Annotated in this window: 22 protein-coding genes; 11 read left to right on the forward strand and 11 right to left on the reverse strand. The window is 61.0% G+C overall.

The annotated features are described in order from the left end of the window. Positions 1 to 156 precede the first annotated feature (156 nt). From ACSPX5_RS25405 to ACSPX5_RS25435, 7 genes are all read left to right on the forward strand, one after another. Entirely contained in the window at positions 157 to 1,821 is a 1,665-nt protein-coding gene (locus ACSPX5_RS25405) for an OFA family MFS transporter (protein WP_169428446.1), read from the forward strand. A 270-nt stretch (positions 1,822 to 2,091) separates the two neighbouring features. Beyond that, positions 2,092 to 2,685, forward strand: a complete 594-nt coding sequence (gene hisB, locus ACSPX5_RS25410; protein WP_085712764.1) for an imidazoleglycerol-phosphate dehydratase HisB — start codon at positions 2,092 to 2,094, stop codon at positions 2,683 to 2,685. Then, positions 2,685 to 3,323, forward strand: coding sequence for an imidazole glycerol phosphate synthase subunit HisH (gene hisH, locus ACSPX5_RS25415; RefSeq protein ID WP_439820484.1), 639 nt, complete (start codon positions 2,685 to 2,687; stop codon positions 3,321 to 3,323). The genes hisB and hisH overlap by 1 nt, the downstream gene beginning before the upstream one ends. Further along, complete coding sequence (locus tag ACSPX5_RS25420; RefSeq protein WP_230734798.1) at positions 3,324 to 3,581, forward strand: DUF2164 domain-containing protein; 258 nt, start codon at positions 3,324 to 3,326, stop codon at positions 3,579 to 3,581. It begins immediately after the preceding gene. 42 nt (positions 3,582 to 3,623) lie between these two features. Continuing rightward, positions 3,624 to 4,361, forward strand: coding sequence for a 1-(5-phosphoribosyl)-5-[(5-phosphoribosylamino)methylideneamino]imidazole-4-carboxamide isomerase (hisA, locus tag ACSPX5_RS25425; RefSeq protein ID WP_439820485.1), 738 nt, complete (start codon positions 3,624 to 3,626; stop codon positions 4,359 to 4,361). A gap of 9 nt (positions 4,362 to 4,370) precedes the next feature. Then, positions 4,371 to 5,141 (forward strand): imidazole glycerol phosphate synthase subunit HisF, encoded by a 771-nt coding sequence (gene hisF, locus ACSPX5_RS25430; protein WP_007897430.1) that lies wholly within the window; start codon positions 4,371 to 4,373, stop codon positions 5,139 to 5,141. A gap of 76 nt (positions 5,142 to 5,217) precedes the next feature. Further along, on the forward strand, positions 5,218 to 5,973 hold the full coding sequence (locus ACSPX5_RS25435; protein ID WP_323161079.1) for a substrate-binding periplasmic protein: 756 nt from the start codon (positions 5,218 to 5,220) through the stop codon (positions 5,971 to 5,973). On the opposite strand, the gene ACSPX5_RS25440 is transcribed toward ACSPX5_RS25435, so the two are convergent. The 5 genes from ACSPX5_RS25440 to gpmI all read right to left on the reverse strand — a co-directional run bounded on the left by ACSPX5_RS25440 (position 5,954) and on the right by gpmI (position 12,561). Beyond that, positions 5,954 to 7,342 carry a Vps62-related protein gene (locus ACSPX5_RS25440; protein ID WP_439820486.1) on the reverse strand — a complete coding sequence of 463 codons (1,389 nt, stop codon included), beginning with the start codon at positions 7,340 to 7,342 and terminating at the stop codon, positions 5,954 to 5,956. The two genes, ACSPX5_RS25435 and ACSPX5_RS25440, sit on opposite strands and share 20 nt — an antisense overlap. 118 nt (positions 7,343 to 7,460) lie before the next feature. Further along, positions 7,461 to 8,237: a divergent polysaccharide deacetylase family protein gene (locus tag ACSPX5_RS25445; RefSeq protein ID WP_439820487.1), complete on the reverse strand. Its 777-nt coding sequence runs from the start codon at positions 8,235 to 8,237 to the stop codon at positions 7,461 to 7,463. Positions 8,238 to 8,239: 2 nt separating this feature from the next. Beyond that, positions 8,240 to 9,559, reverse strand: coding sequence for a S41 family peptidase (locus tag ACSPX5_RS25450; RefSeq protein WP_085712771.1), 1,320 nt, complete (start codon positions 9,557 to 9,559; stop codon positions 8,240 to 8,242). A gap of 34 nt (positions 9,560 to 9,593) precedes the next feature. Beyond that, positions 9,594 to 10,898 (reverse strand): murein hydrolase activator EnvC family protein, encoded by a 1,305-nt coding sequence (locus tag ACSPX5_RS25455; RefSeq protein WP_439820488.1) that lies wholly within the window; start codon positions 10,896 to 10,898, stop codon positions 9,594 to 9,596. Positions 10,899 to 11,034: 136 nt separating this feature from the next. Continuing rightward, entirely contained in the window at positions 11,035 to 12,561 is a 1,527-nt protein-coding gene (gene gpmI, locus ACSPX5_RS25460; protein WP_439820489.1) for a 2,3-bisphosphoglycerate-independent phosphoglycerate mutase, read from the reverse strand. A gap of 153 nt (positions 12,562 to 12,714) precedes the next feature. Between gpmI and ACSPX5_RS25465 the strand changes: the two genes are divergently transcribed. Genes ACSPX5_RS25465 through secB form a run of 3 tightly spaced genes read left to right on the forward strand, consistent with a single transcriptional unit; the run spans position 12,715 to position 13,923 of the window. Beyond that, positions 12,715 to 13,128: a rhodanese-like domain-containing protein gene (locus ACSPX5_RS25465; protein ID WP_169428455.1), complete on the forward strand. Its 414-nt coding sequence runs from the start codon at positions 12,715 to 12,717 to the stop codon at positions 13,126 to 13,128. A gap of 1 nt (position 13,129) precedes the next feature. Continuing rightward, positions 13,130 to 13,384 (forward strand): glutaredoxin 3, encoded by a 255-nt coding sequence (grxC, locus tag ACSPX5_RS25470; protein ID WP_207866872.1) that lies wholly within the window; start codon positions 13,130 to 13,132, stop codon positions 13,382 to 13,384. A 53-nt stretch (positions 13,385 to 13,437) separates the two neighbouring features. Next, positions 13,438 to 13,923 carry a protein-export chaperone SecB gene (gene secB, locus ACSPX5_RS25475; protein ID WP_169428457.1) on the forward strand — a complete coding sequence of 162 codons (486 nt, stop codon included), beginning with the start codon at positions 13,438 to 13,440 and terminating at the stop codon, positions 13,921 to 13,923. 131 nt (positions 13,924 to 14,054) lie between these two features. On the opposite strand, the gene ACSPX5_RS25480 is transcribed toward secB, so the two are convergent. Continuing rightward, on the reverse strand, positions 14,055 to 14,510 hold the full coding sequence (locus ACSPX5_RS25480) for a tRNA (cytidine(34)-2'-O)-methyltransferase (protein ID WP_041071426.1): 456 nt from the start codon (positions 14,508 to 14,510) through the stop codon (positions 14,055 to 14,057). Between ACSPX5_RS25480 and ACSPX5_RS25485 the strand changes: the two genes are divergently transcribed. Next, positions 14,509 to 14,949, forward strand: coding sequence for a hypothetical protein (locus ACSPX5_RS25485; RefSeq protein ID WP_169428458.1), 441 nt, complete (start codon positions 14,509 to 14,511; stop codon positions 14,947 to 14,949). The genes ACSPX5_RS25480 and ACSPX5_RS25485 overlap by 2 nt on opposite strands. A 423-nt stretch (positions 14,950 to 15,372) precedes the next feature. Here ACSPX5_RS25485 and ntrC read toward each other — a convergent pair whose 3' ends face one another. The 5 genes from ntrC to ACSPX5_RS25510 all read right to left on the reverse strand — a co-directional run bounded on the left by ntrC (position 15,373) and on the right by ACSPX5_RS25510 (position 19,700). Continuing rightward, a complete protein-coding gene (gene ntrC / locus ACSPX5_RS25490) occupies positions 15,373 to 16,809 on the reverse strand; it encodes a nitrogen regulation protein NR(I) (protein WP_439820490.1) in 1,437 nt (478 codons plus the stop codon). Further along, positions 16,806 to 17,891: a nitrogen regulation protein NR(II) gene (gene glnL / locus ACSPX5_RS25495; RefSeq protein ID WP_096821967.1), complete on the reverse strand. Its 1,086-nt coding sequence runs from the start codon at positions 17,889 to 17,891 to the stop codon at positions 16,806 to 16,808. Before glnL ends, ntrC begins: the two co-directional genes overlap by 4 nt. A gap of 231 nt (positions 17,892 to 18,122) precedes the next feature. Continuing rightward, positions 18,123 to 18,746 (reverse strand): DUF4124 domain-containing protein, encoded by a 624-nt coding sequence (locus ACSPX5_RS25500; RefSeq protein WP_439820491.1) that lies wholly within the window; start codon positions 18,744 to 18,746, stop codon positions 18,123 to 18,125. Further along, on the reverse strand, positions 18,743 to 19,252 hold the full coding sequence (locus tag ACSPX5_RS25505) for a DUF4124 domain-containing protein (RefSeq protein ID WP_439820492.1): 510 nt from the start codon (positions 19,250 to 19,252) through the stop codon (positions 18,743 to 18,745). The genes ACSPX5_RS25500 and ACSPX5_RS25505 overlap by 4 nt, the downstream gene beginning before the upstream one ends. Positions 19,253 to 19,277: 25 nt before the next feature. Next, positions 19,278 to 19,700 carry a cupin domain-containing protein gene (locus tag ACSPX5_RS25510; RefSeq protein ID WP_207866876.1) on the reverse strand — a complete coding sequence of 141 codons (423 nt, stop codon included), beginning with the start codon at positions 19,698 to 19,700 and terminating at the stop codon, positions 19,278 to 19,280. Positions 19,701 to 19,732 lie beyond the last annotated feature (32 nt).

Consider the following 19,732-nt stretch of genomic DNA (forward strand, 5'->3'; position numbering starts at 1 on the left):
CGTGCAGATGGTAACCTTCGCCCGTTCGTCCGTCCCTCTGCGACTTTTGGTCGCGCTTCAAGGAGCTCCACCCACCAACACGGTCATGCCTGCGTGCATAAAGGCCGGGGGTGAGCAGTGGCTGGCGAACGCATACTAATAATTGGGGGATACACAATGAGCACGAGCATCACGGCGGACGGCCTCAGCGCCGCCCAGCCTGCGTTCCTGTCCAAGGAACGCATCATCGCCAAGCCCGGTTTCAACCGCTGGCTGGTCCCGCCGGCCGCACTGGCCATTCACCTGTGCATCGGCATGGCCTATGGCTTCTCGGTGTTCTGGTTGCCGCTGTCCAAGGCGCTGGGCGTGACCGCTCCGGTGGCTTGCGCACCGGACATGAGCTTCATCGCACAAGTCTTCTCGTCGCAATGCGACTGGCCGATCTCCATGCTCGGCTGGATCTACACCCTGTTCTTCATCTTCCTCGGCTGCTCGGCAGCAATCTGGGGTGGCTGGCTCGAACATGCCGGGCCGCGCAAGGCCGGTGTGGTATCGGCACTGTGCTGGTGTGGCGGTCTGCTGATTTCGGCGTTGGGTATTTATACCCACCAGATCTGGCTGATGTGGATCGGCTCCGGCGTGATCGGCGGTATCGGTCTGGGCCTGGGCTACATCTCGCCGGTCTCGACCCTGATCAAGTGGTTCCCGGACAAGCGCGGCATGGCCACCGGCATGGCGATCATGGGCTTCGGTGGCGGCGCGATGGTCGGTGCGCCACTGGCAACCGCATTGATGAGCCATTTCGCTTCGCCAACCGGTGTGGGCGTATGGCAGAGCTTCGTCGCCATGGCCGCGATCTACTTCGTGTTCATGATCGGTGGTGCGCTGGCTTACCGCGTGCCGCCGACCGGCTGGAAGCCTGAAGGTTGGGCCGCGCCGGCGAAGAAAGCCTCGAATGCGATGATCACCCACCGTCACGTTCACGTGAATGTGGCGTGGAAAACCCCGCAATTCCGTCTGGTGTGGCTGGTGCTGTGCCTGAACGTGTCGGCGGGTATCGGCATCCTCGGCATGGCATCGCCCCTGTTGCAGGAAGTGTTCGGCGGCAAGCTGCTGGGCAACGATCTGCCGTTCGGTCAGCTGGACGCCGGTCAACTGGCGTCCATCGCTGCGATTGCGGCAGGTTTCACCGGCCTGTTGAGCCTGTTCAACATCGGCGGTCGGTTCTTCTGGGCGTCGTTCTCGGACTACCTGGGTCGCAAGAACACTTACTTTGTGTTCTTTGCACTGGGTTTTGCGCTGTACGCACTGATCCCGAACCTCGGTCACCTGGGCAACGTTGCGCTGTTCGTGGCGGCGTTCTGCATCATCCTGTCGATGTACGGCGGTGGTTTTGCGACCGTTCCAGCGTACCTGGCCGACCTGTTCGGCACGCAAATGGTCGGTGCGATCCACGGTCGTCTGCTGACCGCCTGGGCTGCCGCTGGCGTGCTGGGTCCGGTGCTGGTGAACTACCTGCGTGAGTATCAGCTGAGCATCGGCGTTGAACGCGCCGCCGCTTACGACATCACTTTGTACATCCTCGCCGGCCTGCTGGTGCTGGGTTTCCTGTGCAACCTGCTGGTGCGTCCGGTGGCGGACAAGTACTTCATGACCGACGCCGAACTGGCCGCCGAACAGGCGCTGGGTCACGACAAGGGTGCTGACAGCAGCACTGTGCTGGAGTGGAAAGCCGCGCCGGGCAGCAAGCCGTTGGCAATCGCTGCGTGGCTGGTGGTGGGGATTCCGTTGGCGTGGGGTGTGTGGGTGACCCTGCAGAAAACGGCGGTACTGTTCCACTAAGTAACCGTTAAAGCGCAGTACCCCTGTGGGAGCGGGCTTGCCCGCGATGGCGTCCGGTCAGTCGACATCACTGTTGGCTGACCCACCGCTTTCGCGAGCAAGCCCGCTCCCACATTTGTTTTGTGCTGTCCGAAATAGCTTGTATGCACATGTCTATCCCCGACAGCACGGGGTTCTATCCGTCAGTCATTCCACCTCTCGTGTTTCTGTTTCGGCCCCGCGCCCCTATAATGGCTGCCTTTTTCGCCCAATGATTTTGCGGAGCTGGTGATGGCCGAACGTAAGGCGTCTGTCGAGCGCGACACTCTGGAAACCCAGATCAAAGCCTCGATCAACCTTGATGGCACCGGAAAGGCCCGATTCGATATCGGTGTTCCTTTTCTTGAGCACATGCTGGATCAGATCGCCCGTCACGGGTTGATCGACCTGGATATCCAATGCAAGGGCGATCTGCATATCGACGACCACCATACCGTGGAAGACGTCGGTATCACCCTCGGCCAGGCCTTCGCGCAAGCCATTGGCGACAAGAAAGGCATCCGTCGCTACGGCCACGCCTACGTGCCGCTCGATGAAGCGCTGTCGCGCGTGGTGATCGACTTCTCCGGCCGCCCGGGCCTGCAGATGCACGTGCCGTACACTCGCGCCACCGTTGGTGGCTTCGACGTCGACCTGTTCCAGGAATTCTTCCAGGGCTTCGTCAACCACGCGCTGGTCAGCCTGCACATCGACAACCTGCGCGGCACCAACACTCACCACCAGATCGAAACCGTGTTCAAGGCTTTCGGCCGCGCGCTACGCATGGCCGTCGAGCTGGATGACCGCATGGCCGGCCAGATGCCTTCGACCAAGGGCGTGCTGTAATGCAGACCGTCGCGGTAATCGATTACGGCATGGGCAACCTGCACTCGGTGGCCAAGGCTCTCGAGCACGTTGGCGCCGGCAAGGTGCTGATCACCAGCGATGCGGACGTGATCCGCGAAGCCGACCGTGTGGTTTTCCCCGGTGTCGGGGCGATTCGCGATTGCATGGCGGAGATCCGTCGCCTCGGTTTCGACTCGCTGGTACGTGAAGTCAGCCAGGATCGTCCGTTCCTCGGCATCTGCGTCGGCATGCAAGCCTTGCTCGACACCAGCGAAGAGAACGACGGCGTCGACTGCATCGGCCTGTTCCCGGGCGCGGTGAAGTTCTTCGGCAAAGACCTGCATGAAGACGGCGAGCACCTGAAAGTCCCGCACATGGGCTGGAACGAAGTGAAGCAGGCGGTGGATCACCCGCTGTGGCACAACATTCCGGACCTGGCGCGTTTCTACTTCGTGCACAGTTACTACATCGCCGCCGGTAATCCGCGGCAGGTGGTCGGCAGCGGTCATTACGGCGTCGATTTCGCCGCGGCGCTGGCCGAAGGTTCGCGTTTCGCCGTGCAGTTCCACCCGGAGAAGAGCCATACCCATGGCCTGCAATTGCTGCAGAACTTCGCGGCGTGGGACGGTCGCTGGTAAATGGCTGCCAAGAAAAAACCGCCGATCCTGACCCTCACACCCGAGCAGGAAAGCGAGGCCAACCGCAAGATTCAGCGGTTCATGGAGGATCGTTTCGAACTGGACCTGGGTTCATTCGAGGCGGCGGAAATTCTTGAGCTGTTTACCCGCGAAATTGCTCCGCACTATTACAACAGGGCGATTTTCGATGTGCAGACCCACCTCAAGGAGCGGTTTGAAAGCATCGAAAGCGACCTGTGGGCGCTCGAGAAAAACTGATTTCCGAGCCAAGCTGAACATTCAAATTTGAAGGTTTGCCAGATGCTGATTATTCCCGCTATCGATCTCAAAGACGGTGCCTGCGTACGTCTGCGCCAGGGCCGCATGGAAGATTCCACAGTGTTCTCCGATGACCCGGTGAGCATGGCTGCCAAGTGGGTGGAGGGCGGTTGCCGTCGTCTGCATCTGGTCGATCTGAACGGTGCTTTCGAAGGCCAGCCGGTCAACGGTGAAGTGGTGACCGCGATCGCCAAGCGCTACCCGACCCTGCCGATCCAGATCGGCGGCGGCATCCGTTCGCTGGAGACCATCGAGCACTACGTCAAGGCGGGCGTGAGCTACGTGATCATCGGCACCAAAGCGGTGAAAGAGCCTGCGTTCGTCGCCGAAGCCTGCCGCGCGTTCCCGGGCAAGATCATCGTCGGCCTCGACGCCAAGGACGGTTTTGTCGCCACCGACGGCTGGGCTGAAATCAGCAAAGTGCAGGTCATCGACCTGGCCAGGCAGTTCGAAGCCGACGGTGTGTCCTCGATCGTTTATACCGACATCGCCAAAGACGGCATGATGCAGGGCTGCAACGTACCGTTCACCGCCGCGCTGGCTGCTGCCACGAAGATCCCGGTGATCGCTTCCGGCGGCATTCACAACCTGGGTGACATCAAGTCGCTGCTCGACGCCAAGGCGCCGGGCATCATCGGCGCAATCACCGGCCGGGCGATCTACGAAGGCACTCTCGACGTCGCCGAAGCGCAAGCTTTCTGCGACTCGTACCAAGGCTGAGGACTGACCATGGCGCTGGCCAAACGCATCATCCCTTGCCTGGACGTGGACAACGGCCGGGTCGTCAAAGGTGTGAAGTTCGAGAACATCCGTGACGCCGGCGACCCGGTGGAGATCGCCCGTCGCTACGACGAGCAGGGTGCCGACGAGATTACCTTTCTCGACATCACCGCCAGCGTCGATGGCCGTGACACCACACTGCACACCGTCGAGCGCATGGCCAGCCAGGTGTTCATCCCGCTGACCGTCGGCGGCGGCGTGCGGACCGTGCAGGACATCCGCAACCTGCTCAATGCCGGTGCGGACAAGGTGTCGATCAACACCGCTGCCGTGTTCAATCCTGAATTCGTCGGCGAAGCGGCGCAGCATTTCGGCTCGCAATGCATCGTCGTCGCCATCGACGCGAAGAAGGTCTCCGGCCCGGGCGAAACCCCGCGCTGGGAGATCTTCACCCACGGCGGTCGCAAGCCGACCGGTCTCGACGCCGTCGAGTGGGCAAAGAAAATGGAAGGCCTGGGTGCCGGTGAAATCCTCCTGACCAGCATGGATCAGGACGGCATGAAAAACGGCTTCGACCTCGGCGTGACCCGCGCCATCAGCGATGCGCTGGGTATTCCGGTGATCGCTTCCGGCGGCGTCGGCAACCTGCAGCACCTGGCTGACGGCATCCTCGAAGGCCACGCCAGCGCGGTATTGGCGGCGAGTATTTTCCACTTCGGCGAATACACGGTTCAAGAAGCCAAGGCCTACATGGCGCACCGCGGCATCGTAATGCGTTAAACATCCATACAGGCCAGTGGACAGCATGGCGTACCCAAGGCACTCTTGGGCACGCCATGGATTTCGGTAGCCCGACATGATCAAACGCCTGCTTCTCGTCCTCGCCAGTGCCTCCGTGTTGTTGATCAACACCGGCCACGCCGAAGAAAGTCCCGACACCGATCTGGTGCTCCTCACCGAAAACTTCCCGCCGTACAACATGGCGAAGAACGGCAAGAATTTCGCCCAGGACGAAAACATCAATGGCATTGCCACGGACATCGTGCGCGAGATGTTCAAACGTGCCGGCATCACCTACAGCCTGACCCTGCGCTTCCCCTGGGAGCGGGTCTACAAGCTGGCGCTGGAGAATCCCGGTTACGGTGCGTTCGTCATGGCGCGGCTGCCGGATCGCGAAAAACTGTTCAAGTGGGTCGGCCCGATCGGCCCGGACGACTGGGTCATGCTGGCCAAGGCCGACAGCAAGATCACCCTCGAAACCCTCAATGATGCGCGCAAGTACAAGATCGGCGCCTACAAAGGCGATGCGATTGCCGAGACGTTGACCAAACAGGGGCTGAAGCCGGTGGTGGTGCTGCGTGATCAGGACAACGCCAGAAAGCTTGTCAGCGGCCAGATTGACCTGTGGGCCACTGGCGATCCTGCCGGGCGCTATCTGGCTCGACAGGATGGCGTGACCGGATTGAAAACCGTGCTTCGCTTCAACAGCGCCGAGCTGTACCTGGCGCTGAACAAGGACGTGCCGGATGCAACCGTTGCCCGGTTGCAGGCTGAGCTGGATCAGATGCGCAAGGAAGGCGTGGTCGACGAGATCATGGGGCAGTATTTGTAACGACTCCTTCCTCTGTCGGCGGCTGTGGGGCGAGACCGATATCGTGGCTGTCACGGTCTGAATGGCTTTCGCTTGAGGGTGGCTCTGTCGCCAATTGCGGAGTGAAGGTCAGCGTGCTGTCGGTTTCTGGCGGATACTCGGTCAAGTAAAGGCTTTCATCATCGGTGTAACTCATGCTCACCGCTACATGAGTGCCGTCCGTGCGCCTCAACGTATAGAGACTTTGTACCTGGTAGATCGCCACGGCCTTGTTTTTGGCAGCCATGGCGACGATGTCCAGTGGGCGGGATTCATTCCAGCCGTCGGGTGATGTCTCGCAGTAGGTAAAGTCCTTGTACAAATGCGCCGAGTAGCGGATGGCACGGCCTGCGCTCGAAGGCATCGCTGGCCACGCTTTCGACACTTCGATAGAGGTGAGGCGACTGAAAATCTGCTGCATCTGCGGGTTCTGGGCACGAATTGCTTTCCACTTGAACGGCCGTGGCAGATCACTCGTGTTGTGACCGTGTCCCACCAGTACATACTGATCCGAGCGTTCCAGATGGTAGAACGGGGAAGTAGATAATTGCTCGCCAGGAGACAGATGATCGGTCACCGCGAACCACGGAATTCGCACGGTCTGTGTGACCTTGGCCGGTGCCAGTTCCGGGGGCGCTCCATACCCCGAGAGTTTCGGAGCTTCGGGTGCCGGTACTGACTGCCGGGGCAGCTGCATTCGCAACGCATAGGCGATGGAATTCACAGGTCTGGAGTGGCTCTGGACACCGAAGAATGTGCCCGGAGCAAAATAGATTTCGCCTTCGGCAGCCTGCGGAGGATCGATGTGCCAGGCGCTGAAGTTCTGTCTTGCGCCACTGCCTTTATCGTCCCAGATCAAATGGCCGACGGTCGTGGCGATGACCAGATCTTCCCGCACGCAGCGGATCGCATTGAGTAATGGCTTGTCGCGACCATTGGAGCAGACAAGTCCCATGGCCACGTAGCCGGAAGGAGGGATCGGGCGCCACACCGTGCAGTCGGCGGCAGCTCCGGAGTTGGAGTCCCTCCAGACTTTTTCATAGTCCGTGGGCGGGCTGAGTGCTTTGCTTCGGGAGGCGTCGTCACCTTGCAGCTCACCTTCACAGACGACGGCCACGATTCTGTTTCCGTTGATATTTTCATATCCGGTCACGGCCAGATCCCCAAGCGGGAAGTACCCCGGCAGCAGGTCAGGGGCGGGGGTCGGGCGCCAAAAGCTTCCAACCGAGGAGCCGGAGCCTCGGCTGTCCCAGATCCGATGGAATTCGCTGGTGAAATTGATCAGCAGATTGCCGAACCGGATCGGTTCCATTCGCTGCGCGGGTAATGTGTTGCTGTCGATGCCTGTCATAGTCAGTCCTGAAGTTTGAAAGGCGACTCACAAGAGTCGCTAACCATTGCAGGGCTGACTATCCAGACGCGGGCGAGTCGTCAGGCAATAACTATGTGTAGCGGTTGTATCAGGGCGTTTATCGGTAGACACCGTTTTTGCCGTGCGCGGCCGTAGCGCGATTGCTGCGCACGCTGATCATCTGCTTGATGTCGATCCACTCGATGCCTTGAGCTTTCAACTTAGGCAGTTCTCGCTCCAGCACGGCCAGGGTCTGTGGATAAGGATGGCCGATCATTACCGCCGAACCCTGTTTGCGCGCCAGATTGATTGCGGTCTGCAATTGGTTGTAGATCGCCGCTTCGGTGCGCTCGTCATCGAGAAACACGTCCCGGGAAACACTCGCCAGATCGATCTTCTGTGCCTGTTGCGCAGCGACAGTCTGGGCGCTGGTGCGGCTGTCGACGAAGAACTTGTGACGGCGCTGCAGTTCACCCATCAACCAAGCCATCGCCACCGGTTGCGCCGTCATGCGGCTGCCCATGTGGTTGTTGATGCCGGCGGTGTAGGGGACCATTTTGAACGCGGCGTCGAGACGCTTCTCAAGCTCTTCGATGGGCAGTTCGGGATGCCAGGCGAATGGACCGGTGGCCGGGTCCATCGGCATGTGCAGGATCACGATCTTGCCGGCACGATGGGCTTCGCGGGCGAATTCGGTGGCGTGCGGGGTGTCGGGCATGATTGCCGTGGTGACCGGCCCCGGCAGGGCCAGCACGCGGCGATCCCGGGGCAGGTTCTGCCCCAGGTCGTCGATGATCAGTGTCAGGTAGGCTTTTTGTGGTGTCGGTCTGGCAGGCTCTGCGTGAGCAGCACCCGCCAGACAGCACAGCAGGACAAAGACGAAACGCAAAGACATCCTCAACGGCCGGACGTGATGCTCAGGCCTTTGAGCAGGCTCAGGGCCTGGGCCAACTGGTAATCGTCATCCTGCGGCATGGCTTTCGGCTTGCCGCCGGAGCCGGTCGGTTTGTCCGCGCCGCCGTTGCCGTTGCCCAGGTGACCCTGCAGGTCGGCTTCCTTGAAGTAGTCGCCGTCCGCTTCGTTGGTGATCTTGGCCTTGCGCACTTCGATGTCCGGGACGATACCCTGGGCCTGGATCGAGCGGCCGTTCGGCGTGAAGTACAACGCGGTGGTGATCTTCAGCGCACGGTCGTTGTTCAGCGGCAGCACGGTCTGCACCGAACCCTTGCCGAAACTGGTGGTGCCCATGACCACGGCGCGTTTCTGGTCTTGCAGGGCGCCGGCGACGATTTCCGAGGCCGAGGCACTGCCCCCGTTGATCAGCACGACCATCGGCACGGCTTCGCTTTCGTCCTTGCCGGTGGCGGAGAAGCGCAGTTCGGAGTTGGCAATCCGGCCCTTGGTGTAGACGATCAGGCCCTTGGTGATGAAATGGTCGACCACTTCCACCGCTGCCTGCAGCACGCCGCCCGGATTGTTGCGCAAGTCGAGGATGATGCCGTTGAGCTTCTTGCCGTTGTCCTTGCGCAGCTTGGCCAGGGCCTTGGAGACTTCCTCGCCGGTCTTGACCTGGAACTGGGTGATGCGGATCAGGCCATAACCCGATTCGAGCAGTTGCGCCTTGACGCTCTTCACCTGGATCACTGCTCGGGCCAGGGTTACGTCGAACGGCGTACCGCCGTCACGGACCAGGGTCAGGGTGATTTTCTGGCCGATCTTGCCGCGCATCTTGTCCACGGCTTCGGTCATGGTCTGGCCGCGGGTCGGCGCGCCATTGATCTTGACGATGAAGTCACCGGCCTGGATGCCGGCCTTCGATGCTGGCGTATCGTCGATTGGCGACACGACTTTGATGAAGCCGTCTTCCGAGCCGACTTCGATACCCAGGCCGCCGAACTCACCGCTGGTGCTTTCCTGCAGCTCGGTGAAGTCTTCCGGGCCGAGGTAGGCCGAGTGCGGGTCGAGATTGCTGAGCATGCCCTTGATGGCGTTTTCCAGCAGGGTCTTGTCGTCCACCGGTTCGACATACGCGGCCTTGATCCGGTCCATGACCTCGGCAAAGGTGCGCAGCTCTTCCAGCGGCAGCGGGGCCTTGGACGTCGCGGCAGTGCCTGCCGGAGCGACAGCCGGAGCCGGTTGAGCGGCAAACGCCAGAGGCGCGCCGATCACCAGGGCGATCGTCAGGGCCAGCGAGGTAAGACGGGACAAATGCAGCATGTCGAACGAACTCCTAAAGTTGGTGACTCAACGCCTATCCTTGCGCGCGGCACCATTGCGCCGGATCACTCGGGTGACCCTGCTGACGAATTGCGAAATACAGCGCTGGTGTGTCCTGCCCGCCACTGTTACCGACAGTGGAGATGGACTCACCGGCTTTTACCACGTCACCAGCCGACTTCAGCAGCGTCTGGTTATGACCGTAAAGACTCAGAAAACCATTGCCGTGATCGAGGATCACCAATAGCCCGGCACCGCGCAACCAGTCGGCAAACACCACGCGCCCGCCATGTACGGCGTGCACCTGGCTGCCGGCGGAGGCGCTGATCATCACGCCATCCCACTTGGTGCGGGCATCGTCGCCACGGGTTTCACCGAAACGTGCCAGCAGTCGACCATCAACCGGCCATGGAAGTTTTCCCCGGGTGGCAGCAAAAGGGCCGCCGAACGTCTCGCCGCTGCTGGAAACCAGCGCGCCAGGTGTGGGTCTGGCTTGTTTTCGCGGGGCGTCGCTGGTGTCCGAGTCCGCATCGGCACGGGCCTGGGCCTCACGCAAACGCTTTTTTTCGGCTTCCTGCTGGGCGATGAGCGCTTTCTGTCGCGCTTCTTCTGCCTCACGGGCCTGGCGGGCCAGGATTTCTTCAATGGTTTTAAGGACTTTAGACAGGTCTGCCTGATCCTGCTCGCGGGCGGCCAGTTTCTGGTCACGCGCTTTTACGTCGTCGTTGAGCCTGGCCAGCACTTGCTGGCGCTCCTTGCGAACCTTTTCGAGGGCGTCGCGCTGGGTGTCGAGGTCGCTTTTCTGCACCAGCAACTGGGCTTGCTGGGAGGAGATGTCCTTTTCGACATTGGCCAGCTGACGCAGGGTTTCGTTGAAGTTTTTCAGCTGCTCCAGGCGGGCCTGGCTCAGGTAGTCGTAATAGGTGAGGGTACGGGCGAATTTCTCGGGATTCTGCTGGTTGAGCAGCAGCTTGAGGTATTCCTGCCGGCCGTTCTGATAGGCCGCGCGCGCCTGGATGGCGATCAGTCGTTGCTGTTCAGTGCGCGCGCTCTGGAGTTTTTTTTTCTCTGCATCGAGCCGCTGCAGCTCGGATTCACTCTTCTTCAGCTCTTTTTGCAGGGCGTCGACCTGTTTCTCGAGCTTGCCCATCTCGGTTTCGGTGCCCTTGAGCTCTTTCTGGACGCCGGATTTTTCCTCCTGGAGCTTGCCCAGCAGTTTTTTCAGCTCGGCGATGTCCTGACGCGTGGCGTCCAACTGTTGTTGGGTTTGCGCACGCTCGTCAGCGAAGGCCGGTTGGAGCAGGCATGTCAGAGCGAGGGCGATCAGGACGCGAAGCATAAGGGCGGGCGGTACCAGGGTAAGGGACGGCCTAGTATGCCCGCCCCACGCGGCAAAAAAAACGCCTCAAAGCCAACTGCTTTGAGGCGTTCGTCATAAAAAGCCGTTTCAGGCTGATTACAGGGCGTTTTTGATATCAGACCAGAATCGAAGTGCCAGTCATTTCCACCGGTTTTTCCAGACCCAGCAGTTTGAGCATGGTCGGTGCCACGTCCGCCAGCACGCCGCCTTCACGGACCTTGAGGTCGCGTTTGCCGACATAAATGAACGGCACCGGCTCGGTGGTGTGCGCGGTGTGCGCCTGGCCGGTGGCTTCGTCGGCCATTTGCTCGACGTTGCCGTGGTCGGCGGTGATCAGCGCTTCGCCGCCGACTTTTTCCAGGGCATCGACGATCCGGCCGACGCAGGTGTCCAGGCATTCAACGGCTTTCACTGCCGCTTCGAACACGCCGCTGTGGCCGACCATGTCGCCGTTGGCGTAGTTGACCACGATCACGTCATAGCGCTGGTTCTCGATGGCCTCGACGATGCGGTCGGTGACTTCCGGCGCGCTCATTTCCGGCTGCAAGTCATAAGTGGCGACTTTCGGCGACGGGATCAGGATGCGCTCTTCGCCCGGGAACGGCTCTTCGCGACCACCGGAGAAGAAGAAAGTGACGTGGGCGTATTTTTCGGTTTCGGCGATGCGCAGCTGGGTCTTGCCGTTTTTCGCCAGGTAGTCGCCGAGCACGTTTTCCAGGCTGCCCGGCGCGAAGGCGGCGGGGGCCGGGATGCTGGCGGCGTATTGAGTCAGGCCCACGTACTGCACTTTTGGCTGGCGTGCGCGCTCGAATTCCTTGAAGCCGTCTTCGACAAACACACGGCTCAGCTCGCGTGCGCGGTCGGCGCGGAAGTTCATGAACACCACGGCGTCGCCGTCTTCGACCTTCACCTGCTCACCGATGCTGGTGGCCTTGACGAACTCGTCGCTCTCGCCACGGGCGTAAGCGGCCTCCAGACCTTCCTGGGCGGTGGCGGCGTTGAATTCGCCCTTGCCATCAACGATCAGGTTGTAGGCCTGGGCCACGCGATCCCAACGGTTGTCGCGGTCCATGGCGTAGTAGCGGCCGATCAGGCTGGCGATGCGGCCCTTGCCGAGGGCCTGAAAGGTCGCGTCGAGCAGTTCGATCGACGAGGCGGCGCTTTTCGGCGGCGTGTCACGGCCGTCGAGGAAGGCGTGCAGGTAGATTTTTTCGGCGCCGCGCTTGAAGGCCAGTTCGGCCATGGCGATCAGGTGATCCTGATGGCTGTGAACGCCGCCATCCGACAGCAGGCCCATGAAGTGCACGGCCTTGCCGGCGGCCACGGCCTTGTCCACGGCGGCGCAGATGGTCGGGTTCTCGAAGAACTCGCCGTCGCGGATCGCTTTGGTCACACGCGTGAAGTCCTGATACACCACGCGCCCGGCGCCGAGGTTCATGTGGCCGACTTCGGAGTTGCCCATCTGGCCGTCCGGCAGACCGACGTCCATGCCGCTGCCCGAGATCAAACCGTTCGGCACGGTGGCCCACAGGCGATCCAGCACAGGCTTTTTGGCCGCATAGACGGCGTTGGATTCGGGGCTGTCGCTGTGACCGAAGCCGTCGAGAATCATCAGGACCAAAGGTTTAGGCGTGGTAGTCATGGAATCCACTCGTGGCTAATAAAGAAGAGGGCGATGGAAAAGGGAGTTGGAGTTTAAAGCGAAGTTCCGGCGGCGTCACCGCCGGACGGGGTTTGGCCCACCATAGTGGCTGTGTATACTGGCCGACATTTTAACGCCCTGGAACCTCCTTCGATGGTTGCTCACCTGATTGAATTTGCCACTAACCACTACATTCTTGTCGGTATCTTCGTCGTACTGCTGGCTTTGCTGCTGGCGCATACGGTGCAGGGCGGCGGTAAAAGCCTGAGTACCGGCGAGCTGACCGCACTGGTCAACAAGGACGCCGGCGTGGTGGTGGACATCCGTCCGAGCAAGGAATACGCCGCCGGTCACATCGTTGGCGCGGTGAACATTCCCCAGGACAAACTGGCCGCCCGTATCGGCGAGCTGGAAAAACACAAGGCCAAGACCATCATTCTGGTCGACGCCTTGGGTCAGACTGCCGGCACCCATGCCCGCGAGCTGATGAAATCCGGCTTTACCGCCGCCAAGCTGTCCGGCGGGATCTCCAGCTGGAAAGGCGACAACCTGCCACTGGTGAAGTGATATGAACGACGTCATCGTCTATTCCAGCGATTACTGCCCTTACTGCTCGCGCGCCAAGTACCTGCTCGCGAACAAAGGTGTGGCCTTCGAAGAGATCAAGGTTGATGGCAAGCCGCAGGTGCGCGCCGCCATGGCCCAGAAGGCTGGACGTACGTCCGTGCCGCAGATCTGGATCGGCGACACCCACGTCGGCGGATGTGACGATTTGTACGCCCTGGAGCGCGCCGGCAAGCTGGACGCGCTGCTCAAGGCCTGAACTGCTGCACCTCACCAAGAACCCAAAAGACCCAAGATCAGAAAGGATCTGAGATGACTGACCAACAGAACACTGCAGCCAGCGAAGAAGAAACCGCACCGCAATTCTCCTTGCAGCGCATCTATGTACGCGACCTGTCCTTCGAAGCTCCGAAAAGCCCGGCGATTTTCCGTCAGCAATGGGACCCGGCGGTCGCTCTGGATCTGAACACCCGCCAGAAAGCCCTGGAAGGTGATTTCTACGAAGTCGTGCTGACCCTGTCCGTCACCGTGAAAAACGGTGAAGAAGTGGCCTTCATCGCTGAAGTGCAACAGGCCGGTATCTTCCTGATCAAGAATCTGGACGCGGGCTCGATGAGCCACACCCTGGGTGCGTTCTGCCCGAACATCCTGTTCCCGTATGCTCGCGAAACCCTGGACAGCCTGGTGACCCGTGGTTCGTTCCCGGCCCTGATGCTGGCCCCGGTGAACTTCGACGCCCTGTACGCGCAAGAGCTGCAGCGCATGCAGGAAGCCGGCGAGACTCCGACCGTTCAGTAAATGATCTGAGCGTTGACGCAAGTCCAATGTGGGAGCGGGCTTGCTCGCGAAAGCGGTGTGTCAGGTGGCATAAATGTCATCTGATGCGGCCCCTTCGCGAGCAAGCCCGCTCCCACATTTGTTATGTGGTGCTATTTGAAGTCGTTCTGCCGCCACGCTTCGTACACGGCCACTGCTACGGTGTTGGACAGGTTCAAGCTGCGGCAGCCTTCGCGCATCGGCAGACGCAGGCGCTGTTCGGCGGGCAGGGCGTCGAGCACTTCCGGCGGCAGGCCACGGCTTTCCGGGCCGAAGATGAACGCATCGCCCGGGACGAACGCGGCATCGTGAAACGGCCGCGAACCCTTGGTGGTGAAGGCGAACAGCCGTGGATGGCCGAGGCTTTCCAGGCAGCTGGCGAGGTCGGCGTGGCGTTGCAGAGTGGCATACTCGTGATAGTCGAGACCGGCGCGACGCAGCCGCTTGTCGTCCATCTCGAAGCCCAGCGGTTCGATCAAATGCAGGTGGCAGCCGCTGTTGGCGCACAGCCTGATAACGTTACCGGTGTTCGGTGGAATTTCCGGTTGAAAAAGGATGACGTGAAACATGCACGGCTCCGAAGGTAAAGATGACGCGCATTCTACGCCGCCAGCCGACCCGCGTTCGAAACTATTCCCGCGAGTCATGGGGTCGCTGGCAATTTTCGGCCTGATGGTCGGAATGATGATCGGCCGTTTGACCACCCCCGACCCAAGCGTTTTGCAGCAGGTCGAAGTGATCGAGGGTGGTCTGGCGGTCTGGTTCAACAATGAGCCGAAGCTGCATGGCGAAATCGTCGATGGCAGCATTGCGTTGCTGTTCGAGGCCGAAGGCAAGGCGCAGAAAGGTCAGCTCAAGCTCAACGGCAAGGACGTGAACTGGCGGACGCGTTTGAGTGACGGGGGATTGTTGCTGACGCTGGTGGCGGCGCGGCCGCTGCAGGGCGACTGGGCCGGCCAGGCGGTCGATGACCGCTGGCGGCTGGAGATCCATCTCCGGGAGCAATAAAAGAGGGAATCCCCGGCCTGCCTGTACCAAGGTTCCCGAAACGGGCGGGCTCATCGCATCGCGTTCTGAGCCGGTGTAAAGAGGGAACCCCTGACCTGCCTGTATCAAGGGCCCCAAAAGGGTGGGCTCATCACGTTTGTGGTGTGAGCCTGGTGTAAAGAGGGGAATCCCCGGCCTGCCTGTACCAAGGCCCCCGAAAGGGTGGGTGAATCGAATCACCTGATTGGGTTATAGCAGGGGGCGTGCCAGTTTTTATCGTTTTGAAACAAAAAAGCCCGACACAATGACGAAGGCCCCGTAATACGGGGCCTTCGTCTTTTCACAGGGTGGGATTTTCAGCGGTTTACAGGACAAACCTGAGCCAGTGGCCGTGCCCGATTAAGGGTCACGCTGCCTTGCGGCGGTGCAGGCTGGCGCCGAAGCTCAGCCTTCATCGCCCTCATCGTCATCCCCGCCATCGACCTTCATGCCAAGTTCCTTGATCTTGCGGGTCAAGGTGTTCCGGCCCCAGCCCAGCAGCACGGCCGCGTCGCGACGACGCCCGGCGGTGTGCTTCAAGGCGGTCTCGATCATGATCCGCTCGAACGCCGGCACCGCGCTGTCGAGCAGGCTCGACTGACCGCGTGCGAGCGCCTGATCGGCCCACTGGCGCAGCGCCTGTTCCCAGTTGGTCACCGGCGCTGAATCCTGAGGCAGGCTCAGCAGTTCCGGTGGCAGGTCGCCGATGTGAACTTCGCGCCCCGACGCCATCACCGTGATCCAGCGGCAAGTGTTTTCCAGCTGACGCACGTTGCCCGGCCACGGCAGGTTTTTCAGGTATTCCTCGGTCTCGCTTTTCAGCAGCTTCGGCTCGACCGCCAGCTCTTGCGCGGCGCGGCTGAGGAAGTGCTTGGCCAGGGTCGGGATGTCTTCGCGACGGTCCGACAGGCGCGGGATGTGGATGCGGATCACGTTGAGGCGGTGGAACAAGTCCTCACGGAATTTCCCGGCGTGGACCAGGGTTTCCAGATTCTGGTGAGTCGCGGCGATGATCCGCACATCAACCTTGACCGGCACATGCCCGCCGACGCGATAGAACTCGCCATCGGCCAATACCCGCAGCAGCCGGGTCTGGGTGTCCGCCGGCATGTCGCCGATTTCATCGAGGAACAGCGTGCCGCCGTCAGCTTGCTCGAAACGTCCGCGACGAAGGTTCGCTGCGCCGGTGAACGCGCCTTTCTCGTGGCCGAACAGCTCGGACTCCATCAGGTCTTTCGGAATCGCCGCCATGTTCAGCGCAATGAACGGGGAGGCCGCACGCGGGCTGTGGCGGTGCAGGGCATGGGCTACCAGCTCTTTGCCGGTGCCGGATTCACCGTTGATCAATACGGTGATGTTGGAGTGGCTCAGGCGTCCGATGGCGCGAAACACTTCCTGCATCGCCGGTGCTTCGCCGATGATTTCCGGGGTGCGGGTCAGGGTTGGCGCGACTTCCATGCCCTGTTGTTCCTGGGCGTGCTGATTGGCGCGTTTGACCAGCGACACCGCTTCGTCGACATCGAACGGTTTTGGCAGGTATTCGAAGGCACCGCCCTGATAGGAGGCGACAGCGCTGTCCAGATCGGAGTGAGCGGTCATGATGATGACCGGCAGTCGTGGGTGTTGCTCGCGAATCCGCGCCAGAAGATCCAGGCCACTGGCACCCGGCATGCGGATGTCGGAGATGATCACGTCCGGCTGCTGGCGGGCCAGGCGGCTCATTACGCCATCGGCACTGTCGAAGCTCTGGGTGGTCATGCCTTCCTGTTGCAGGGCTTTTTCCAGAACCCAACGGATAGAACGGTCGTCATCGACGATCCACACGGTTTCACTACGGCTCATGTCGATGTGGCTCCTTGTTCCAGTGGCAGAAAGATCGAGAACGTGGTGTGGCCTGGGTGGCTGTCACACTCGATCAGGCCCTGGTGCTGGCTGATGATGTTCTGGGTGATGGCCAGGCCGAGTCCGGTACCGTCCGGACGGCCGCTGACCATGGGAAAGAAAATGGTTTCCTGGAGTTCCGCCGGAATCCCCGGGCCGTTGTCGATGATCTCGATCTTGGTCACCAGGCGATGGCGGATATGGCCGATGGTGAATTGGCGCATGGCGCGGGTGCGCAGGCTGATGCGGCCCAGGCGCAGCTCGTTCTGGCTGCTGATCGCTTGCATGGCGTTGCGCACGATGTTCAGCACGGCCTGAATCATTTGTTCACGGTCGATCAGTACGTCGGGAATACTCGGGTCGTAATCGCGCACCAGCGTGATGCAGCCCTGGCTTTCGGCCTCGACCAGTTGGCAGACGCGCTCCAGCACTTCGTGGACGTTGCACAGGGCCAGCGACGGCAGTTTGTTCGAGCCGAGCATGCGGTCGACCAGATTGCGCAGGCGGTCGGCCTCTTCGATGATCACGTTGGTGTAGTCGCGCAGGCTGTCTTCGGGCAGCTCCCGGGCCAGCAATTGCGCGGCGCCACGGATGCCGCCCAGCGGGTTCTTGATCTCGTGGGCGAGGCCGCGCACCAGCATCTTGCTGGTTTCCTGCTTGGACAGTTGCGCCTCTTCCTTGGTGATCCGCAGCAGGCGGTCGCGAGGGTGAACCTCCAGCAACAGCAGGGTCGCGCCATTGCTGAGGATGGGCGTCACCGCGTAATCCACCGTCAGGGTCTGGCCGGTGAGGGCGGTGAGCATCGCTTCACGCTTGGTGAACGGGTGCGCCTGTTCAACCGCCTGGCGCAACGAGTTGAGCGCTTCGGTGGATTCGGTAAACAGCTCGCTGATGAACTGCCCATGGCTGCGCTGACCACTGATGGCCAGCAGCATCTCCGCCGCCGGGTTCATGTACTCGAGGCGCAATTCGGCATCGAGCAGGATGGTGGCGGTGGTCAGGTTGTCGAGCAGCAAACGGTGGAGTGCGTCGCTTATGGTCATCAGGACCTCTTTTGGAGCAAGGCGTGCGCAAGAAACCAAGCGCCGGTGCGAGGAAAATGCAAAAACCAAACCAAGGCTCCGAAAAGAAGCGTTCGGCGCCTGAAACAGGCGTTTGACGCCCGTTTGCGCAGCGATTGGCCGGCCCTCGCGGGTACTTTCGAACCAAAATGGGTTGGATTGTGGGTACGGTGCAGACTGTTGCACCAATATAGTGCGCAAGGCTGAACGGCGCTAAAAGAAACGCAGGAAGGGATTTTTCGGTTCGGCGGGTTTGTCTTTCAGCGGGCATTCCGGTCGAACGCCGTAGTCATCGGTGGTGCAGGGTTTGACCTGGCGCTTTTGTGCCAGCGAAATGCGCTGCATGTGGAACGGCTGATTGGCCGTTCGTTCGACGATGCGATTCTGTGCATCGAGGATCTCTACTGACAGACTGTGACTGCCGCGATCGATATTGTTCAGTGGAAACACCGGGCTCAGGCCGGGTTCGCCGGTGGCCTGGCCATCCAGCAGCAGGCGATAGCGATGTCCCTTTTGCAGGCCGGGTTCGCTGGTGACGCTGACGATCAGCTCGCCGGCGCTGCTGCGAATGGTGGCGTCCGGCTCGGGTACCAGCACCCGCAGCATGTCGTAGCGGAACAGCGGTTGCTCCGGTGATTTTTTGGCCGTGGTGATGGGCGCCGCCCCGGTCGGGTTGGAGGCCATGCGATTGCTGGTGGCCAGCGGCACACGCTTGGCGTTGCCCCGGGGTTGATCGGTGTAGACGCGATTGCCCTGCGCATCGACATAAGTGAAGACTTCGGCGGACGCACCGAGCGCGAACAGGGCCAGACACGCAGCGATCAGTCCGCGAGTCACGGCTTGTGCACTCGCTGCACAGTGAAGACCACTGCCGGACTCTGTTGAATGATCGCCTCGCCATCGATCACCTGAACCGCCAGCCGATGCTCACCCCGGTCGACGTTCACCAGTTGCAGGATCGGCACGTTGCTCGGCTGGCCATAAGGCGCGTCGTCCAGCAGCAGGCGCAATTGGTGCGGCGGTTGCAGGCGCGGCTTGATCTGCACGCTGACGGTGAACGTGCCGTTGTTGGCGCGCAGGGCCTCTTCGGTGGGCAGGCCGGTCAGTTCCAGCACGTCATAGGCATTGCGCGCGGGCGACCGGCTGGCCGTGTCCGACGACGGCGCGCTCGGTGCCTGAGGCTGGACGCTGTTGAGCGGCGGCAACTCCACCGGCTGCGCCTTCATGCCGTCCGGCGAGTGATCGCTGTACACCGTGTTGCCGTTGGCGTCGGTGTATTTGTAGATCTGCGCTGACGCGTCGTACGCGCAAGCCAGCAACAGAATTGGCAGCAATGGCCGCATTCGGACGTCCTGTGAGTAGCGGATATCACTCCGACAATGGAATACCCTCGCCGCCAGCATAGAACACAACCAGCTCCACAGGTTTGTCTCCAGTGATCCCGCGATGACTGCGGTTCACCATTTCAGCGACGGCTTCTCCCTGTTTAAAACGTTTGCTGCGGCCATCGTCCCTGCTTTCGATAGTCAGTTCGCCGGAGAGAATGTAGGCAGCGTTGGGAATAGGGTGAGTGTGCCACTGGAGCTGTGTGTTGGCAGGAATACTGAGCCGGAGCACCGACAGTTCGGGTTTGGCGTCGGGGTAGTTTGAATAGGAGGTCCCATCCCACGACGTGGTGCTTTCGAGCAACAGATTGCGCTCTATCTGTCTGGATTCCTGTGGTGAGGCACAGCCTTGCAGGGTCAGAGTTGCCAGAGTGGCAAGCAGAATCTGGAAAAGACATTGCTTCATCGTTGTATTCCTCAAGTGGCCGTAAGGAGGAA

The organism is Pseudomonas sp. HLG18, from assembly GCF_051903985.1.
In the GTDB taxonomy this organism is placed as follows: Bacteria; Pseudomonadota; Gammaproteobacteria; order Pseudomonadales; family Pseudomonadaceae; genus Aquipseudomonas; species Aquipseudomonas fluorescens_BT.

Bases quoted from the DNA above. Each gene is read 5' to 3' on its own strand.
- ACSPX5_RS25405 (WP_169428446.1), top strand. From the start codon at position 157: ATGAGCACGAGCATCACGGCGGACGGCCTCAGCGCCGCCCAGCCTGCG.
- hisB (WP_085712764.1), top strand. From the start codon at position 2,092: ATGGCCGAACGTAAGGCGTCTGTCGAGCGCGACACTCTGGAAACCCAG.
- hisH (WP_439820484.1), top strand. From the start codon at position 2,685: ATGCAGACCGTCGCGGTAATCGATTACGGCATGGGCAACCTGCACTCG.
- ACSPX5_RS25420 (WP_230734798.1), top strand. From the start codon at position 3,324: ATGGCTGCCAAGAAAAAACCGCCGATCCTGACCCTCACACCCGAGCAG.
- hisA (WP_439820485.1), top strand. From the start codon at position 3,624: ATGCTGATTATTCCCGCTATCGATCTCAAAGACGGTGCCTGCGTACGT.
- hisF (WP_007897430.1), top strand. From the start codon at position 4,371: ATGGCGCTGGCCAAACGCATCATCCCTTGCCTGGACGTGGACAACGGC.
- ACSPX5_RS25435 (WP_323161079.1), top strand. From the start codon at position 5,218: ATGATCAAACGCCTGCTTCTCGTCCTCGCCAGTGCCTCCGTGTTGTTG.
- ACSPX5_RS25440 (WP_439820486.1), bottom strand. From the start codon at position 7,342: ATGACAGGCATCGACAGCAACACATTACCCGCGCAGCGAATGGAACCG.
- ACSPX5_RS25445 (WP_439820487.1), bottom strand. From the start codon at position 8,237: ATGTCTTTGCGTTTCGTCTTTGTCCTGCTGTGCTGTCTGGCGGGTGCT.
- ACSPX5_RS25450 (WP_085712771.1), bottom strand. From the start codon at position 9,559: ATGCTGCATTTGTCCCGTCTTACCTCGCTGGCCCTGACGATCGCCCTG.
- ACSPX5_RS25455 (WP_439820488.1), bottom strand. From the start codon at position 10,898: ATGCTTCGCGTCCTGATCGCCCTCGCTCTGACATGCCTGCTCCAACCG.
- gpmI (WP_439820489.1), bottom strand. From the start codon at position 12,561: ATGACTACCACGCCTAAACCTTTGGTCCTGATGATTCTCGACGGCTTC.
- ACSPX5_RS25465 (WP_169428455.1), top strand. From the start codon at position 12,715: ATGGTTGCTCACCTGATTGAATTTGCCACTAACCACTACATTCTTGTC.
- grxC (WP_207866872.1), top strand. From the start codon at position 13,130: ATGAACGACGTCATCGTCTATTCCAGCGATTACTGCCCTTACTGCTCG.
- secB (WP_169428457.1), top strand. From the start codon at position 13,438: ATGACTGACCAACAGAACACTGCAGCCAGCGAAGAAGAAACCGCACCG.
- ACSPX5_RS25485 (WP_169428458.1), top strand. From the start codon at position 14,509: ATGCACGGCTCCGAAGGTAAAGATGACGCGCATTCTACGCCGCCAGCC.
- ACSPX5_RS25480 (WP_041071426.1), bottom strand. From the start codon at position 14,510: ATGTTTCACGTCATCCTTTTTCAACCGGAAATTCCACCGAACACCGGT.
- ntrC (WP_439820490.1), bottom strand. From the start codon at position 16,809: ATGAGCCGTAGTGAAACCGTGTGGATCGTCGATGACGACCGTTCTATC.
- glnL (WP_096821967.1), bottom strand. From the start codon at position 17,891: ATGACCATAAGCGACGCACTCCACCGTTTGCTGCTCGACAACCTGACC.
- ACSPX5_RS25505 (WP_439820492.1), bottom strand. From the start codon at position 19,252: ATGCGGCCATTGCTGCCAATTCTGTTGCTGGCTTGCGCGTACGACGCG.
- ACSPX5_RS25510 (WP_207866876.1), bottom strand. From the start codon at position 19,700: ATGAAGCAATGTCTTTTCCAGATTCTGCTTGCCACTCTGGCAACTCTG.